The sequence below is a fragment of the Clostridium sp. AF22-10 genome, assembly GCF_003478725.1.
Classification (GTDB): domain Bacteria; phylum Bacillota; class Clostridia; order Lachnospirales; family Lachnospiraceae; genus Otoolea; species Otoolea fessa.
Window position 1 is genome coordinate 1 of the sequence record NZ_QUFZ01000034.1, and the last position, 16079, is coordinate 16079.

Annotated in this window: 25 protein-coding genes and 1 tRNA gene; 13 read left to right on the forward strand and 13 right to left on the reverse strand. The window is 41.1% G+C overall.

Going from position 1 to position 16079, the window contains the following annotated elements; genetic code table 11:
- Positions 1 to 59 precede the first annotated feature (59 nt).
- Positions 60 to 132: transfer RNA gene (locus DWX91_RS15215), tRNA-Thr, on the forward strand.
- Between the two features lie 117 nt (positions 133 to 249).
- On the opposite strand, the gene DWX91_RS15220 is transcribed toward DWX91_RS15215, so the two are convergent.
- The 8 genes from DWX91_RS15220 to DWX91_RS15250 all read right to left on the reverse strand — a co-directional run bounded on the left by DWX91_RS15220 (position 250) and on the right by DWX91_RS15250 (position 5509).
- Positions 250 to 1563, reverse strand: coding sequence for a tyrosine-type recombinase/integrase (locus DWX91_RS15220; protein ID WP_118539572.1), 1314 nt, complete (start codon positions 1561 to 1563; stop codon positions 250 to 252).
- A 174-nt stretch (positions 1564 to 1737) separates the two neighbouring features.
- A complete protein-coding gene (locus DWX91_RS15225) occupies positions 1738 to 2169 on the reverse strand; it encodes a dUTP diphosphatase (RefSeq protein ID WP_118539574.1) in 432 nt (143 codons plus the stop codon).
- Between the two features lie 38 nt (positions 2170 to 2207).
- Positions 2208 to 2828 carry an ORF6N domain-containing protein gene (locus DWX91_RS15230; RefSeq protein WP_118539576.1) on the reverse strand — a complete coding sequence of 207 codons (621 nt, stop codon included), beginning with the start codon at positions 2826 to 2828 and terminating at the stop codon, positions 2208 to 2210.
- Positions 2821 to 3288 carry a hypothetical protein gene (locus DWX91_RS15235; protein ID WP_118539578.1) on the reverse strand — a complete coding sequence of 156 codons (468 nt, stop codon included), beginning with the start codon at positions 3286 to 3288 and terminating at the stop codon, positions 2821 to 2823. Before DWX91_RS15235 ends, DWX91_RS15230 begins: the two co-directional genes overlap by 8 nt.
- Before the next feature lie 2 nt (positions 3289 to 3290).
- Complete coding sequence (locus DWX91_RS15240) at positions 3291 to 4007, reverse strand: hypothetical protein (protein ID WP_118539580.1); 717 nt, start codon at positions 4005 to 4007, stop codon at positions 3291 to 3293.
- 207 nt (positions 4008 to 4214) lie between these two features.
- Positions 4215 to 4382 (reverse strand): hypothetical protein, encoded by a 168-nt coding sequence (locus DWX91_RS16780; protein ID WP_182435101.1) that lies wholly within the window; start codon positions 4380 to 4382, stop codon positions 4215 to 4217.
- On the reverse strand, positions 4379 to 5167 hold the full coding sequence (locus tag DWX91_RS15245) for a Bro-N domain-containing protein (RefSeq protein WP_118539582.1): 789 nt from the start codon (positions 5165 to 5167) through the stop codon (positions 4379 to 4381). Before DWX91_RS15245 ends, DWX91_RS16780 begins: the two co-directional genes overlap by 4 nt.
- A gap of 60 nt (positions 5168 to 5227) precedes the next feature.
- Positions 5228 to 5509 carry a hypothetical protein gene (locus DWX91_RS15250; RefSeq protein ID WP_118539584.1) on the reverse strand — a complete coding sequence of 94 codons (282 nt, stop codon included), beginning with the start codon at positions 5507 to 5509 and terminating at the stop codon, positions 5228 to 5230.
- Between the two features lie 430 nt (positions 5510 to 5939).
- Between DWX91_RS15250 and DWX91_RS15260 the strand changes: the two genes are divergently transcribed.
- The 6 genes from DWX91_RS15260 to DWX91_RS15275 all read left to right on the forward strand — a co-directional run bounded on the left by DWX91_RS15260 (position 5940) and on the right by DWX91_RS15275 (position 8724).
- On the forward strand, positions 5940 to 6209 hold the full coding sequence (locus DWX91_RS15260) for a hypothetical protein (protein ID WP_118539588.1): 270 nt from the start codon (positions 5940 to 5942) through the stop codon (positions 6207 to 6209).
- A 92-nt stretch (positions 6210 to 6301) separates the two neighbouring features.
- On the forward strand, positions 6302 to 6475 hold the full coding sequence (locus tag DWX91_RS16785) for a hypothetical protein (RefSeq protein WP_182435102.1): 174 nt from the start codon (positions 6302 to 6304) through the stop codon (positions 6473 to 6475).
- A 377-nt stretch (positions 6476 to 6852) separates the two neighbouring features.
- Positions 6853 to 7650 carry an antA/AntB antirepressor family protein gene (locus DWX91_RS15265; protein ID WP_118539590.1) on the forward strand — a complete coding sequence of 266 codons (798 nt, stop codon included), beginning with the start codon at positions 6853 to 6855 and terminating at the stop codon, positions 7648 to 7650.
- 189 nt (positions 7651 to 7839) lie between these two features.
- The gene (locus DWX91_RS18275; protein WP_412693926.1) at positions 7840 to 8073 is read left to right on the forward strand and encodes a type II toxin-antitoxin system antitoxin SocA domain-containing protein; all 234 of its coding nucleotides are present in this window, start codon (positions 7840 to 7842) and stop codon (positions 8071 to 8073) included.
- Positions 8074 to 8078: 5 nt separating this feature from the next.
- A complete protein-coding gene (locus DWX91_RS18280; RefSeq protein WP_412693927.1) occupies positions 8079 to 8270 on the forward strand; it encodes a type II toxin-antitoxin system antitoxin SocA domain-containing protein in 192 nt (63 codons plus the stop codon).
- A complete protein-coding gene (locus DWX91_RS15275; protein ID WP_118539592.1) occupies positions 8257 to 8724 on the forward strand; it encodes a hypothetical protein in 468 nt (155 codons plus the stop codon). The genes DWX91_RS18280 and DWX91_RS15275 overlap by 14 nt, the downstream gene beginning before the upstream one ends.
- A 1000-nt stretch (positions 8725 to 9724) precedes the next feature.
- Here DWX91_RS15275 and DWX91_RS16790 read toward each other — a convergent pair.
- The 3 genes from DWX91_RS16790 to DWX91_RS15285 form a co-directional block, all read right to left on the reverse strand.
- Positions 9725 to 9889 (reverse strand): hypothetical protein, encoded by a 165-nt coding sequence (locus tag DWX91_RS16790; protein WP_182435103.1) that lies wholly within the window; start codon positions 9887 to 9889, stop codon positions 9725 to 9727.
- A gap of 117 nt (positions 9890 to 10006) precedes the next feature.
- A complete protein-coding gene (locus tag DWX91_RS15280) occupies positions 10007 to 10348 on the reverse strand; it encodes a hypothetical protein (RefSeq protein ID WP_118539593.1) in 342 nt (113 codons plus the stop codon).
- A 192-nt stretch (positions 10349 to 10540) separates the two neighbouring features.
- On the reverse strand, positions 10541 to 10816 hold the full coding sequence (locus DWX91_RS15285; protein WP_118539595.1) for a hypothetical protein: 276 nt from the start codon (positions 10814 to 10816) through the stop codon (positions 10541 to 10543).
- A 239-nt stretch (positions 10817 to 11055) separates the two neighbouring features.
- Here DWX91_RS15285 and DWX91_RS15290 point away from each other — a divergent pair, with 239 nt between their 5' ends.
- Entirely contained in the window at positions 11056 to 11247 is a 192-nt protein-coding gene (locus tag DWX91_RS15290) for a hypothetical protein (RefSeq protein ID WP_118539597.1), read from the forward strand.
- Positions 11248 to 11260: 13 nt separating this feature from the next.
- On the opposite strand, the gene DWX91_RS15295 is transcribed toward DWX91_RS15290, so the two are convergent.
- Positions 11261 to 12283 (reverse strand): LPD29 domain-containing protein, encoded by a 1023-nt coding sequence (locus tag DWX91_RS15295; RefSeq protein WP_118539599.1) that lies wholly within the window; start codon positions 12281 to 12283, stop codon positions 11261 to 11263.
- A 171-nt stretch (positions 12284 to 12454) separates the two neighbouring features.
- On the opposite strand from DWX91_RS15295, the gene DWX91_RS15300 reads away from it, so the two are divergent.
- Positions 12455 to 12661, forward strand: coding sequence for a helix-turn-helix domain-containing protein (locus tag DWX91_RS15300; RefSeq protein ID WP_118539601.1), 207 nt, complete (start codon positions 12455 to 12457; stop codon positions 12659 to 12661).
- A gap of 418 nt (positions 12662 to 13079) precedes the next feature.
- Here DWX91_RS15300 and DWX91_RS16795 read toward each other — a convergent pair whose 3' ends face one another.
- On the reverse strand, positions 13080 to 13253 hold the full coding sequence (locus DWX91_RS16795; RefSeq protein ID WP_182429140.1) for a hypothetical protein: 174 nt from the start codon (positions 13251 to 13253) through the stop codon (positions 13080 to 13082).
- 212 nt (positions 13254 to 13465) lie between these two features.
- On the opposite strand from DWX91_RS16795, the gene DWX91_RS15310 reads away from it, so the two are divergent.
- From DWX91_RS15310 to DWX91_RS16800, 4 genes are all read left to right on the forward strand, one after another.
- The gene (locus DWX91_RS15310; protein ID WP_118539605.1) at positions 13466 to 13714 is read left to right on the forward strand and encodes a type II toxin-antitoxin system HicA family toxin; all 249 of its coding nucleotides are present in this window, start codon (positions 13466 to 13468) and stop codon (positions 13712 to 13714) included.
- Positions 13715 to 13716: 2 nt separating this feature from the next.
- Positions 13717 to 13926 carry a type II toxin-antitoxin system HicB family antitoxin gene (locus DWX91_RS15315; RefSeq protein ID WP_118539607.1) on the forward strand — a complete coding sequence of 70 codons (210 nt, stop codon included), beginning with the start codon at positions 13717 to 13719 and terminating at the stop codon, positions 13924 to 13926.
- 13 nt (positions 13927 to 13939) lie between these two features.
- Positions 13940 to 14134 carry a hypothetical protein gene (locus DWX91_RS15320; protein ID WP_118539609.1) on the forward strand — a complete coding sequence of 65 codons (195 nt, stop codon included), beginning with the start codon at positions 13940 to 13942 and terminating at the stop codon, positions 14132 to 14134.
- A gap of 102 nt (positions 14135 to 14236) precedes the next feature.
- Positions 14237 to 14383 carry a hypothetical protein gene (locus tag DWX91_RS16800; protein WP_182435104.1) on the forward strand — a complete coding sequence of 49 codons (147 nt, stop codon included), beginning with the start codon at positions 14237 to 14239 and terminating at the stop codon, positions 14381 to 14383.
- The last annotated feature ends 1696 nt before the right edge of the window (positions 14384 to 16079 follow it).

Here is a 16079-nt window from a genome sequence, read left to right on the forward strand (position 1 = left end):
CCCGGACAGGTCATCGAAAGTTGCTTTGGGTTTTCCAGAGCATTTTTTCAAATTAAAATGCTTCCTTGGCTCAGTTGGTAGAGCGACGCATTCGTAATGCGTAGGTCGCCGGTTCAAGTCCGGCAGGGAGCTGATGAGTGGAAACCCTTGTAAATCAAGGGTTTTTCTTATGCCCGGATATAAAAAATTCTGTCCGCAAAGAGCGGATTTTTGCAATCTTATCGACCACTTATCGACCATCCAGAAAAGTTAGGCTTTGTTCGTCAGAACATTTTCCAGAGTATCAGCAGCTTTTCGGTCGAGTTCTTTTAGAGCATGGCTGTAAATATTTAGTGTTGTAGTTACGTCGGCATGTCCTAATCGGCTTGAAACCGTGCGAATATCAACATTTGAACCGATCAGCAGGGTGGCGGCGGTGTGCCTGAGCCCGTGGAGAGGAATAAGCGGTAGTCTGGCGCTTTCATCTGTCTGGGCGGCGTTGTAATTGTTGATAACGCGGTGTAAAATCTGGTAAGGCGTTTCAAGTCCCATCATTTCCCCATTCCAGCGGGTAAAGATATAACCGCCGTCTTTCCATTGGGAGCCAATCGAAAGCCTGTAATATGCCTGTTCTTTCTTCCATTCCCGCGCCAGTGAGAGAACGATCGCCGGAAGCGAGATAAGGCGGGCGGACTTTTTCGTCTTAGTGCTCTTCACGATGAGTTTTTTCTTTACGCGGCAAACGCTTTTCATTATGCTGACAGTTGCCTTTTCGAAGTTCAGATCATCCCATGTGAGGGCGATGAGTTCTCCTCGCCTGCATCCGGTAAAAATTGCCAGGTAAAAGAAAAACTTATATTGTGTCATGCTGCGTCGGTTTGCCCTGAGATCATCGAGGCGCTGCGCCGTGGTGTTGAGCGGGTGTGCCAGCCTTCCGGATGCAGTGTAATAGGCTGGATTATTCAGAGCTTCGAGAAAGTGTTCAGCTTCCGGTTGCGAGAAGAACACGATCTTCTCGTCTTCCGGCGTGTCCGGTGCTTTTATCTGTACGCGCTCCATCGGGTTCGCGGTTAGAAGATTCCAGCGGACAGCCTGCGAGAGCATAGCAGACAGAACTGCGGCTTTACGCTTGACCGTACCACATGAGAGCGTTTCCCCGGAACCGTCCGACTTTTTACGCTTCAGCAGAGTATTTACATATTCCTGCAAATAGAGCGGCGTGAGGTTTTCCAGCGTCATATATCCGAACGCGCTTATAAATTCATTGATAGCTGATTGAGTAGATTGTAGCGTTCGCGGTGCCTGGTTCTCTTCGGCGTATTCTGCCAGATACTTGGCGGCGTACTTCTCAAATGTCATAGTTTGCCCGTCTGTGTACTGCCCCGTTAATATCTTGCGTTCAAAGTCGGCTGCAAATGCATTGACTTCTCGTTCTATGACAGTTCTGGCTTTTTGCTTGCCTGTTTTCGTCAACAATTCAGGTGTGAATGTCACAGATCGGGTTATTTTCTTACCGACTGAATTACGCCCACAGCTGACAGTTATCAGGTAGGCAGATTCACTTTTCTTTTTAATGTATGCCATAATCAATCCTCCTTTTTGATTTAGAACAGTTAAAAACGGCGCCTTAGAACAGTCTAAGACGCCATATTACGGTTAAAGAAAAGGCAACTCAAACCATAACATAACCGTTCTTTTATAAAAATTGTACCACACCACGGACGGCATTAATAGATGTATAAAAAAATTTAGAATAATTTAATTTTTCCCTGTCGAACCAATTCCTCCCCTGTCGAGGTTGCCTAAATCTTCTACTTTCTGAAATTCAATTTCCGGTTGATGCTTTACAATTCTGAACTGACAAATACGGTCATTGATATGAATTACCGTGTCTCGCATCGCGTATGCTGGGAAATGCCATTGATCGTTATCTCCACGATATGATTCATCAATAACGCCCATGCTGTTAGTCTGGATAATGCCAAAATGTTTAAATGTACTACTACGTGGAACCATCAGAGCCTCATATCCTTCTGGAAGCTGCATTGCCACTCCTAAAGGAATCAGAGCAAATTCACCGCCTTTCAAAACAGTTTCTTTGGCACATCTAAGGTCGATCCAATCGCCTACAGAAATTTTGTTCAGTTTCTCAATATCATCACTCAGATATTTAATTTTGATAGTATTCATTGTTCATTTGTTCCTTTCGTGTAACTGTTTCCATTTTTTTACAATTCATAATCTGGATATACTGCCGCCCATACGTTTTTATGATAAGTATTGACTTCACCATAATTGGCATCAAATACCTTTTTGACTTCATATCCAAGGCGTTCTCCGGCAGCTTTTAGTTTTCGCCATTTGAATGTTTTCCAGTTGACACCATTTAATGCCGCCACACGTTTGATGGAATACCAGTCTTTGCTAACATCAAGCTGACGTTTCAGCTCTTCTTCACGGTCAAGGCTTTCAAGGAGTTGAGCAATAGCATCCCGATATGTAACCGGTGTGCCATCATCGTTTTTCTTCTGGAAATAGCTGTCTACCAGGCGATCATAGACTTCCCATGCTGTATCAGTATTGAGGGATTTGGCGTGCATAAAAGCACCTTTTTCAGTCCAGAGATATAATTTATTAATCCTAGACGATTCGTGAATTTCCAGATTTGTTTTATAACGCTTCAATTCATCACCTGTTAAGCATATAAAATGTTTACCTTCAATGTATCTTGAACGATTATAATTAAAATTGTATGAGATTGTCTTGCTGTCTGTTCCATATACTTCCGCCAACTGTTGGCTTGTCAGAACACGTTTTCCTCTATATTCAATTACCTGTAAGTTATTCAATATTTATCCCCTCCCGGCTATTTCTCATAATATCCGCAAGCATATCCACAGCACTTTCAAAGTCCCTGATATTTTCGATAAAATAATCCCACGAATTATTTTCCTCATATGTTTTAAACTGCGAATTTTCGCTTATTCTGCGTTCTTCAAAGTTCTTGTCGCTACGTTTTATCGCGCGTTCTAAGGCGATTTTATATGGAGTAGATATATAAATCTGGACAAATCTATATGATTCTCCGGCATTCTGTATTAAATTTTCAATTCCATTTGGATCAATTACATATACATCAGATTGACTTAAAATATCAGATGTCACAAAATACTCATAGCCGTTAATGCGAGTATACGCCACGATATCTTGACGAAACTGTTCAACTTCTTCTGGCGTAATGAAAATATGATCCGATGTTTCTGAATCTTCATTGGGGCGCATCGGTCTGGTAGTATATGATTTTACCATTTTCAGCCCCAGGCGTTTACACACTTCTCTGGCAAGGCTACTTTTCCGACAGCGCTGCGGCCGGCAATCAAGAAGATAGTTTTTTTGTTTTTTCTGGATTCCATGAGCTCCAGACTGTCCAAAAACTGTTTCATCCAAACATTCTTGTCGGCAGCATCTTTCATAGATTTACCCCATTGTTTGTAAGTTCGGTCTACCTTCATTTCAGCCCATTGTTTTTGTTCTTCGACGTATGCCTTTACTACCTCAACGCTGGTATTAAGTGCTGCATCGATGTTGGCTTGCAGGTTGTCAATGGATTGTTGAGAATGCATAGCATAATTTAACTGACTTAAAGCAAACTTTTTCAGATTTTCGTGCTGCGGAGTAGGAGCGATCCAGAATTCAACTTCGTGCAAGATTTTCTGGAATTTCTGATTTTCTAATTTCCAATCTATAAGAGTTTTCTTTTTTGACTCTAAATCATTTTCATGCTGCTGTACCATGATTTTTCTTGCTTCATCAAGAGAAATTTTTTGCCATTTAGCCCATTCTTTGGAAGCCTTATCGTAATTCTTTTTATAGAATTCGTCTGCTTCAAAATGCTCTGGAATGGGAGAAGTAAGAGGGGCATCTCTCATATTTGAACAAATTTCAAATTCTCGGCAACAAATCTTTAGGAATCCTGTGCCAGATGTAATTGTTCCATTTTTAATAAGTTCTGTATAAGCACTTGTCATATTCGACCCGCCTTTCGTCTTTCTTAATTTAATTTCATGTGGGCATGGATTTGCACCATGCACAGTTCCGCTCACACTTCTTACTTTCCCATACTAGATTCGAGACATTTCCATCGCTACTACGGAACCCCTCCCCGCGTGTCTACCTATTCCACCACCACATGAGATGCCGTTATTTTGTAAGATGAGTGATGAGATTGAAAATGTTCATAAGAACGCACAAAAGCAGTAAGCCTCGCCATATAAAGAACCGGTTCCAAGAGTTTCTTGACATTTTGATTTTCGATAAATTGGATATCCAACAAGCCATGCCACCCATAAGGCTGTCATAACCCAAAATCCACTTGCGGACACATAGTAAATAAATGTTTTCATGCGATCTCCTCCTTTCTGTTCAACTTCTGTTCGATAATCCCACTGATATCAATGCATTCGTTCCGGCAGAGAGCAACAGCAGTAGTGACAGCATTCTGCAATTCAGAATCATCCAGCATATCTAACGTTTTAGGCTTCTGCTTACTATTGGAATTATTCAGATGATTTGTAATTCTAGCATTAATGTTGATTCCATATCGATACAGCAACTCTTTCTTAAAGTCCCGCCATCCCTGCGAAAAATCATCGATTCCATAACCGTAAGCACGAACCAATGCATTAATCAACGGACGGTCCGCCCATTCTAATGCTTCCTGGGTAAGCAGATCATTTTCGTTTTGAAGAAGAGTTGCTTGCTGTTCAGCTTTTGCCCTAGCTGCACGTTCCTCTTTCAGTTTAGTGAACATTTCGATTCCCAAGTCTGGATTTTCCAGAATCTGATTGATGATGTTCTCGGTTGCATAGATACCATTCTTTCTGATGGACGGAAGAACTTCTGATGTAACCCAGTCGGTAAATCGTTCGGCAGAAGGTTTTCTGCTTTGAAAGATTGTCTTGTACAGATTTGGTTCATTGATAAATGTGGCACACTGTTTTCTGCCTATGCTATCGATGACCTCGGCAGTAGCGACCCCATCTTCTTTTAAACGTTTCTTTACATCTGTAACGTGTGAAATATCTAATGCTTTACACACATCTGCCAAACAAAACATGGGTTCAGAGTTCAAAACAAGTGTTCTGATTTCCCCAAAATCAGCTGATTTAAAAAGCTGTACTGTTTGCATAATAAAATCCTCCTTATTAAAATGTGTATGTTAGTTTGAACTTTTAGATGCTATTGACTATCAGTTGGAAATCTGATTCAAATACCCCTCCAGCATCTGATTACATTCCTCTAGTAGCTGATTCATCGCTTCAATATGGCGATTCTCATTCTCCAGGTGATCGCTCAAACGCTCCCCAAGCTGAATCACATCTTGGCTCTGATGAACCAAAGCCTTCCAAATCTTCTGGTTCATCTGCCACATCTGGCTCACTGTCAGGATCTGAATAATTGCTAATAGAAGGATCCATTTTTTCCAAGGCTGCGGAACTTTCTTTTGGTTGGTGTCCTGTTCGATCCTCATCGCACTCCTCCCTTCATTGTTGGAATATGTATAATGTGTCAATTTGTTCCACGCAAGTAGAAATATTGTATTTTTTCATGTACAATCCGATGTCTATTTCCAAATTTTGGCAGGTGTGTTGATGTCTTTGAATTATGTATATACAAAAATAGTTCAGATCCCTTGAATTATGTATATACATAATTTATAATATATACGTACGCAAGCATATTAATATTGGGAGGTGGTAGAAAAGTGAGTGCAAAGCGTGGCAGGCCGACTAGCAATCCGAAGAAAGAATATATAGTAGTCAGAGCCACCCGGCAGGATAAAGAATTACTCAAGGCATGTTGCCAGCAGCTGGATCAAACTCAATACGAGGTTGTCATGGACGGAATTAGGATGGTATATTCAAACATTCAAAAATTTGGAAAGTGAGAGGGGAGAAGTAATGGAACACAATATTATATTTGATTTAGTAAAAGCCGATCAAAAATATGTAAAACAGTATCAAGATGATTGCGTGTTTAATGCTTCAATTAAGTTATTAATGGAGGGAAGTTTTTCCATTCCGACTGTTATTGAGGTGGTTTCAAAATTATGCCAACTTAATGAAGAGCGGGAAAAACAGCTTGCAGACCTTCAAGAAACTACTATGCCGATGGATTTGCTGATTAAACTTATGGAATCAGCTCGAAACCAAAGTAAAGATACCATTTAAAATATATTTTGATTTTTTTTGAAATTAGGGGTTGACAGAATGTGGCTACATTCATATAATTGCATTGTGGCTACACTGAAAGGAGGAAAGGAATGAGCCAACAAAAACAAAGCATAGCTAGTAACGTAAAAAGCGTTACGATTAGATGCAGAGTTTCTAAAGAATTTGATGATACTTTGGAAGAGTATTGCAAGATTCATAACGTGACTAAATCGTATGTAATGATTGAGGGCATCAAGGCTATGTTGGATGCAGAAAAAGAGTAGAAAAAGCAGTGCTTTGGTCGGCTTGGCTTTTCTACTCTCCATCCCACAATGAAAGTGGTAGTGTAAGTAAATATCTTACACTGCTTATACTACCATCTCCAGGCGGGAATTTCAAGTGTTTGAAAGGAGATTTCACGGAAATGGATTACAAGAAAAACATCAATAAAATGCTGGAGGACATCGACGACCCGAAGATCCTGAGATACATTCACATCATTGTGGAGGATATTCACAAGGACCACAAGAGGACACATTGACCCGTTTTTGGGGCATAAAGTGCTTGAAAATAAAGGCTTTCGGAGTTTCGCTAAAATTTTAGCGAAACTAAAAGTTACTCAAATTAGGGTATATCTTTGGACAGAAAAGGGGGCATTTCCATGTCAGATGATTTCAGAGTAATTGAGAACGCTCTTGTTCCAGTATATGTGACAGATACAGGCGAGAAGGTAGTGTATGGGTCGGAGCTTCATGAAGTTTTAGGCGTAAAAAGTAATTATCGTGATTGGATAAAAAATCGCTTAAACGAGTGCGATGCAGTAGAAAAAGAGGATTATCAGAGTTTTTCACAAAATTGTGAAAAACCTACTGGTGGTAGGCCAAAGCTAGAATACGTCATCAAACTCGACACCGCCAAGGAAATGGCGATGCTTGAGCGCAACGAGAAAGGCAAGCAGGTTCGCAGATACTTTATCGAAGTAGAAGAGAAGTATAAGGAGAGCAGAACGGGGGCATTTGATTATTCTAATTTGTCTCCAGAATTGCAGAGGGTCTGGGCGATAGTTAATGCTCAGACGAAGATCGAACTGGAGCAGAAACGGCAGGCAGATAAGATTGACAAGGTGGAAACCACAGTTCAAAATATGAAAGAAATTTTCACGGAGCCGATTGCTGACTGGAAAGCAGAGATCAATGCGCGGGTCCGGGAGATTTCCATCAAGAGCGGGATCGAGTACCGGGAACTCTGGTCGAAACTGTACGGGGAACTGGAGGTTACGGCTCACACTAACCTGAGCCGGTTGCAGCAGAACAAAATCAAGCGTATGGAGAGAGCCGGAAACACAAAGGCGGCTATCCAGAGCGAAACAACAAAGCTGGCGATCATCTTTGCGAAGCCTAAGCACAAGGCAATTTTCGAGCACATCGTGAAAATGTACGCCATGAGATATTGCGCCTAGTATTTACATGGGGAGTTTTGGCATCAGTGCCAGGGCTCCCTTTTAAGTTTCGCTAAGTTTCGCATCAGAATAGATGCCAGTGTCGAATTTTCGACAGTGGTAATTTCTGCACATTAGTTCAGTGGCTTTTTGATTGCGGGCGAGTTGACAACCATGTTATAATATAAATAAAAGAGAGGAGGAGAAATCATGGCAAATGTATTTGATACAGCTAAATACATCTTAGAGAAGTCTGGTTCTATGTCAACAATGAAGCTTCAGAAGCTATGTTATTATTCTCAGGCATGGGCACTTGTTTGGGATGATGCTCCTTTATTTAATGAGGATTTTCAGGCATGGGCCAATGGTCCGGTTTGTCCTGAGTTGTTTATAAAACACAGGGAAACTATTCTGCAAGTGCGAGCGATGAAACCGGAGGCATAGGCGACTTGTCCGAGGACCAGAAAGATACAATTGATAAGGTACTTGAACATTATGGTAGTCATGATGCACAGTGGTTAAGTCAGCTTACCCACATGGAGGATCCTTGGATTAACGCAAGAAAAGGCGTACCATCTGGAGCAGGCTGTAATCATGTGATTACTAAAGAAAGCATGGCGTTGTATTATGGCGGGCTCTAAGAAAAATAAGCAAGTAAGGCAAAAAGAAATTCCGAAAGGTAAAAGCATTGCTCAAGGTGGAGATCCTGCACAATATTATTCGCAGACGCCGGCATGGTCATTTGCGAATTCAGATACTGAAATGTGGGCTTTTTCGCAAGGACACATGGGTAAATTGATCTGGACAGAAATATTACCAAGGCTGAAAGCATTTGAAACACAAACTTGGAGTGAAATACTTGTTAAGGACAAAAAACAAAATCATTCTTTGGATTTGGATGATTTAAACAAGATTGCACAAGATAGATTGGCTGAAAAGTATATAGAGGCTGAAGCGCTGATTTCTTTGCGGATAACGGGTAATCATAGATTGTACGGATACATGACAGGCAGTGTTTTCAATGTGTTGTGGTATGATGACGACCATGGAGATAATAGTAAATGTGTTTGTCGTTCGTACCTTAAGCATACTTAGAATTAACACATCCTTGACATTCCCATAGTTATTCCATATAATAAAATCGCAGCTAGAGATAGACTGTATACGCTTGGTAGCTGATACTATGTATTAAGCGTATTTATAAGTACGCCAGTCAAGTGGGGAGAGCAATCATTAATTTGGTTGCTCTTTTTGATTTTCCCAGAAAAATTTCAAAAAAAATTTTTTCCGCCACCATGATCGGGCTACTTTTGATACCCCCCTACCCCCTAAATATGTCTAGAAATTTCGTTTTGAAGTGCGATTTTTTTCGATTTTTGACACCGACTCCAGAAATCGACCCAATTCATTCTGGAAGCCTGTTGGATTTCCGTTGAGTCGTTGATGGATGAGACGATCGGAGACTGCATCCAGAGCATCGCCGGAAATATTGGAAGCGATGCCAGAAGAAGCGGAACGGCTCAAAGGCTAACAGCCTGCGGAAACCTTGCGTCGGAATAGACGATCGGCGTAGCATCCGCAGGATGGCAGAAGATTACAGCACAGCCGATCACAGCGACAGGAACAAGCCACATTATACAACGCATAAACCGGATTCGTGGCAACAACCAAAACGGCGATGAAATACTATATAAACATATACATACAAAGCACCAGAACGCCCAGAATCGTTTTGAATAGTATTATGCTTATAAGTGTACGACAGAATCGAAAAACGGCTTTAATTGGCTTTTAAACGCGTTAAACATAGTACAACAAAACCCGCAGCAGGGCGCGGAATCTATCCATACAACTACCGCCAGTATATCAGCAGTATAATCCACGGATCGCACTAAGTCAACCCCGGGAAATCTGCGGATCGCCCAAATCATGGGGACGAAAGCAGACCACAGAACACCAGGAAGACCCCAGAACAGCGGAAATGCTGCCAATAAGCAGCAGAAGCGGGTCCGTTGCCAAGATATCACAAAACCGCCCAGAATCAGCCTAGAGCCGTCAGAGCGATCAGAAAAAGAGGGATCGAATAGATCCCCCGTCAGTTATCCAGAATAAGCGGCTGAATGCCTAAAGCTGTAAAGAATGCGGAAAAGCTGGAATCATCCATAAACTGAGATGAAGCGATCGATCCGTCCGGTCGCACCTGCTGAACCATATAACCAGATACACCCTCAAAAACTGCACGCGATGCCGTAAATTGCATAGATTGCCTTTCTGCCCTTGACCCTGGGCGCTAGGAAATTTTGAAAAATCCGGGCGGAATCGAACCGCCCAAAGGCAGGCACCAGCCGCCGGATCTAAATTATGCCATCATTGCCGCCTACATCCGCTTGGCGCGCTCAGTCGCCCAGAACAGAATTATAGCGTCGGAAACCTCACGATCATATTTATCCAGCCTAGCCGCATCAAATACCGACAGCACCCGGAACGAATAGATCCCATAGCTGCGGATCGGCTTGACATCATAAGCACGGCATCGGCTCATATGCTGCAAAAACGCCGCTTTTTTACTGGATGCATCCGGATCATGCCATCCATCAAACGACACCAGGAGACCAAACACCCGGCAATTCTTCCGATCGTCCTCAAAATACGATCCGCCCCATTCAGCTACCCGGAATTCGATCCCGGAATTCTCCAAGAACTGTTTTATTTTTTTCATGGTTTTATACCTCCATTTTCTGATTTTTTGGAAAAGGCAACCGGGGAAACGATCCCCGGTAAAAGTCCAACTTGACTAAATTTTAAAGATCATCGGTCCGGAAGAAGTCAACCAAGAGCCGGAATCCGTAGCCACCGGCGAAAACCGCCAGAACATAAACAAAATCAAACATACAAAATCCCCCTTTTTAACTCAATCGTTTACAATCTCCAGAACCCGATCATCATCTGCGACATCCGGCAAGAACGAGCCAAGAGCATCAATCGGAATAAATAAGTTGTATCCGTCAAAGCTCTGGAAGTGTGCCAGGCAATCATCATTTGCCAAGTAAACATATTCCCGGCCATCATCAGCATTCTTATAGATTTCGCCGATCTGGTAGTAGCTTGCCGCCTCCCGCGCTGTCGTTGTCTTCAGTTCCTCGAATGTAATATTCAGCTTTCCGTCTGCGTCTCTAAATCTCTTCATTTTTTATTCTCCTTTTCTTTTTTTATATTTTGTCATTAGCTTCAGCGCGGAGAATTTCCAGCGCTTCATCTTGGTTGTTTTTAAATCTCTTTGTTATGTACATAATTATATATTGTTATGTACATAATTACTATTGACATTTTGCATAATATTATGTACATAACTTTGTAAAATATTGATATGTACATAACTTGATTTTTGTGATAGAATTATGTTAGCGGTGGAAAGGGGGCTTTTTTATGGTAATGTCTCAAGAAAGAAAAAATTATCTATATGACTACCAAAAGAAAAAATTGAAGCGCGTCCCGCTCGATCTAAAACTGGAAGATTACGATAATCTAAAATCAGCAGCAGAGCAAGCCGGGCAAACCGTGAACGGCTACATCAAGCAGGCGATCGCGGAAAAGATGGAGAGAGAAGCGGGAGAATAACCCGCCTCTTTTTTTATGCCATCCCCAGAACCACAGCCGGATCGAAGCGGAAGAGGAAACCATGCAGAAACTTGCTGTAGTAAGCTCCACGGGCTTTCATCGCTTTATTTTCCGCGATGTATCCAGCCCGATCTAGTTCTTCAGCGATTCGGACGATCCAAAGGTCCGATCCGTCTCTGGTATCCTGTCCGCGGGTGATCTTGTAGGTATAGCCAGATTTTTCCGCGATTTTCTCCGGTTCTTCGGTTGCCTGCGGTTCCTGTGCTGTTTTGGTGGACTTGCGGATCGCTGGATCAGCTTTTGGATTTTTGAGCCGTGCCGTTTTTGGTACGATCGCGATGCTTTCGCCGTTATTCTGGCAGCATCCGAAATAATAAAAATCAACATCAAAATAATCGATCATCCCGTCACAATCCTCATAGTTATAGGACTTTACAAACGCATCCACGTCATCAATAACCGCCTGCGTTGCCTCATTTAATACTTTGTAAAAATTGCCATGCTCAGCGGTGATCCGGTTGTATTCTGCGGTAAAATCCTCATCATTCCAGGTGTCCAGAGTCCAAAGGTTATTCCGGTTTGCTTTGCGTAAAAATGCGATTTTATCATCATTGGTCAGCTCATCAACAGTCTTGTAAATCTCGATCGGGCTTTCTTTCAAAGCAACATGTAATTCTTGACACATGGACGCGTAGGACGTTCTAACGCTAAATTTATAAGTCGGATATTTTTCTTTCACATATGCCCGGACGATCTGAGCTACTTCTTTAAGTGAGCGATCCCAACTATGATTTGATCCCTTCCATCCGAATTCGGTATAAAATTCTGAACGGGTGCCCGATGCTGTTTCATGGATTGTTTCGCCCGTCTTTTCTTCCTGGCGATTCTTCCAGATTGCGAAAAGTGCATCATACTGGATGTTAATTTCTTTCATGGTCTCCTCGTTGCCGCCGTTATCCGGATGATTCGCTTTCAGTAAGCCTCTATACTGATTTTTCAGATCCTCATAAGATGTTACATTTTTAAAGTATTTCATATATACCGCCCTTCTTAATCGAAAATGATTATTTCATTTGTTTGATAATGCTATTATAATCAAAAATGATTATAAAGTCAATAGTAAAGCATAATTAATAATGATTATATTTTTTTGCCCTTGCTTTTTTTCTAATCAAATGCTATTATTTCCATAAAGTGAGGTGATAGCATGGGAGCAAGTAAGCAAATCAAACAAGTAATGATCGAGAAAAATATAAAAGTTTCTGAATTAGCCGAAAAAATCGGGATGAAGCCGCAGCCACTCAGCAATAAACTTTTTCGAGATTCGATGAGTTATTCAGATGTTGAAAAAATCGCTGAAGCCCTTGAATGCGATGTGAAAATCATCGACCGCGCAACCGGGAAGGAGTTCTAAACCCTCCCGGCTTTTTGCTTGCGTTTTATTTATATGAATGCTATGCTGTTAATATTGGGAAAATTCGAAAATACTTCCAGAAAATAGAATATAGTGTACTTAACCGGGGAGCCGGGGGACGAGCGGCACCGCTCCGAGCATATACGGAGGTGGTGCAAATGAGCACATACGAGAAAATAATGCTTGCTATTGCTATTGCCGGATTAATTCTTGATATACTCAAATAGACATAAAAAATAGCCGTCCTGTACTTTGGCGAGTCACGTGACAGCTATTTTTTAATAGTTTCTTATTCGCCGGGGCGGGAAAAATGCTTTTCTTTCCGGCTTTCCTGTTAAGTATATTATAGCTGTTGGCTTCTCTGTTTTCAAGTGGTATTTTCGAATTTTCGGGCATCCCGGGGAAAAATCCCCGTTTTTTATCTCTCCCAATAATAACCGTCGCCGGAATCAATAACGATCATCGCGCCCTCGTCGCTTGTCTGGATGTCCACGACGCGATTCATGTCGACCATGTTATAATGAGCATACGCGCCCAGAACCGCCGCCGTCATTGCTACACCTAGTAAAAATCCAATAATCATTTTTTTCATAATTTCCAACCTTTCTGCCCCGCTTGGGGGCTGTGTGAATGTTTTTTGTTTATGGCTAAAGTATAACAGATATAAGGCACAAAAAACAATATGCATAGTATACAAATACAAGGCACAAAATAAAGTGAAAATTATAAAGAATATATAAGGTGCTTATAATCATTGACAATATAAGGCACTTATACTATAATGATATTAAAGGAGGTGCAAAAATGCCGGGAATAGACAAGATTCTCCTAGATGTAAAAAGTGGCACAAAAGATAAAAATATCAAATTCTCGGATTTGCAAAAATTGTTAGATTCACTTGGGTTTAAATGCCGGATCAAAGGCGATCACTTTATTTATTATAAAGTTGGAGTTGCTGAAATTATCAATATTCAACCGGACGGAAACAAGGCGAAAGCGTACCAAGTGAAGCAAATCCGGGGCTTGATTATCCAGTATAAAATGGAGGTGTAAAGATGTATAAGTACGAAATGATCTTTTATTGGTCAAATGAAGACGAATGTTACATTGTGGAAATTCCAGAGCTTCCAGGCTGCAAGGCTGACGGAAAAACAGCAGCCGAAGCGCTAAAAAATGCTGAGCAGGTGATCCGAGAATGGATCGAAACTGCCGAAATGCTAGGACGAGAGATCCCGCAGCCTAAAGGGCGTTTAATGTATGCATAAAGGAGAGAAAATCATGGAAACATTAAAAACAACAGAGGCACAGCGCAAAGCCATATATAAATATGATGATAAATTTGAGCGTGTCAACTGCCGTTTTGAGTCTGGCACAAAAGAGCGGATCGAAAAAGCTGGATATAAAAGTATAAACAATTTTATCAAGTTAGCAGTGGCAGAAAAACTTGAAAGGGAAGAGAAAATTTTGAAATAAGGCACAAAGTAACACTTGACATATAAGGCACAAAATGATATAATAATACTTGTAAGGAAGAGAACTTACAAATAACCGCAGAGCCGGAGAAAGGAGAACAGGATGCAGGACATGGGAATGACTGATAAACAGTTTAACGGCTTTATTCGTTTTCTGATTGATGATCTGGCAGAAGCCAAGGAAGAGACAGACAGCGAAAAGAAAAACGCAAAGCTCCAGAAGATTCTGGAAACTTACAAAGCACGTTAGAGGACTAAACCACCAGGGGCGGGCAACCGCCCCACCAATATTTTATAAATAGCATAAACAATTCAAATAATTTCGGATCGCTATTGCAGGCGGTCCGATTTTTTGTTCCGGTATCGGATGCATCCGGACGCCGCAAGTATATTTTTGCGTGAAATATTTAACGATACTCCAATTTTAATTATTAAATTTATATAAAACTTTTCTTAAAATTCTATGTTTGATGATTCCAATAAAAGCCGGGTAGATTCTGCCGGAATGGCGATCTGATTCCAAGCTGATGCAGTAGATAGAACGGCTTTATTTGATTATATTAGTTTAAAATTCTAATTTTGGCTTTTAAATCGCCTAGGCGGTAAAGTCTCCATAAAGCATTTTAAAATGGCAAATTGATGTAAAAATCATTTAGTGTATATATGATTCCAAGTAGAGCAGGGGGCGATCCTTTTTCTAAAATTTTAGATTTACCCTTGGAGGTTGCGATCTGCTGGACTGCTGCCAGGGATTCCAAGGCAAGCGATCAATCTGGTTTATTGAGTGACGTTATTTTAAAATCTTAATTTGCCTTTAAAAATCAGCAAGTCGATAAAATACCCACTTGATAGATTAAAATGCAAAATCACGTCAGATTTTATTTGATAGTTATATAAATCCAGGCAAGCCAAAAGCCGCCGCACTTCTGCGGATGATTCCAACGAGAGAAAAGCAGGGGATAGCGATCGAGTTTTGGACTGGATGCACACCCGGAAGAGCACCAGAGCCCCGAAGATGACGAACGGGATTCCAACAAGAGCAGATAGGGCAGTAACAGCGCAAAAAGCAAAAAATAACTTTCCCGAACGGTGGCAGGTCGAAGAAAAAAGGGTTTTCCCCTTAGTTTTCCTTTTCTTCCTTCTTCCTCTTCTTCTCCCCCGTACCCCCTTAATAACTCTATTATCTATTATATCTTTTAATCACCCTTTTACTAAAAAAGAATATTAATCTCTGTATATAATTTATATATAATAATATACTGTGTCGCTAGCCAAGTCCAAAGGAGGGCGTCCCTCGCCCCCCTCTGGACTCCCCCTCGGCTTTCGTGCAGAGCCCGAAAGATGGCGTTTTTTTATTTTTTTGCGGTAATGATTCGCTAAAGCCCTATGTTTTCGCTGTCGGTAGCGATCGGATCTCACGCCAGAGGCTAAACTTGACTTTTTAGATTACCTATAGCCAGAGATCAGATCACCTCATACAACCGATCCGGTAAGCGTTCGACCGCTGGACGTTTAGATCCTTGCGGTCGTGTAGCGACGATCCCGATAGTAACCTACATACCACTACGATCCCGATCTAAACCTCTAAACTACCAACCAAGTAGATCGGCGGTGCCGCCGATAAATTAAATATAACCACAGTAACCTAAATACTGCCAATAAATAACGCTTTAAACTAGTAAAGTAAATATAACAATAATACGCTACATACTACCACGATCCCCGATCGGCTTTGCCGCCAGTAAATTATATATAACCGCCATAAACTAAAACTATATAATACATTAAATCGTAAGCCAATAAATTATATATAGCGATCCAATAATAAACAGACTGGATTATATTTATAAATCTTAAATTCCCAGATAATCATAAAAATATTTTTAAAATTTATATCTTGACTTTTTGTGTTATTATTCCGTATAATCCGATCAGCTTAATATTTA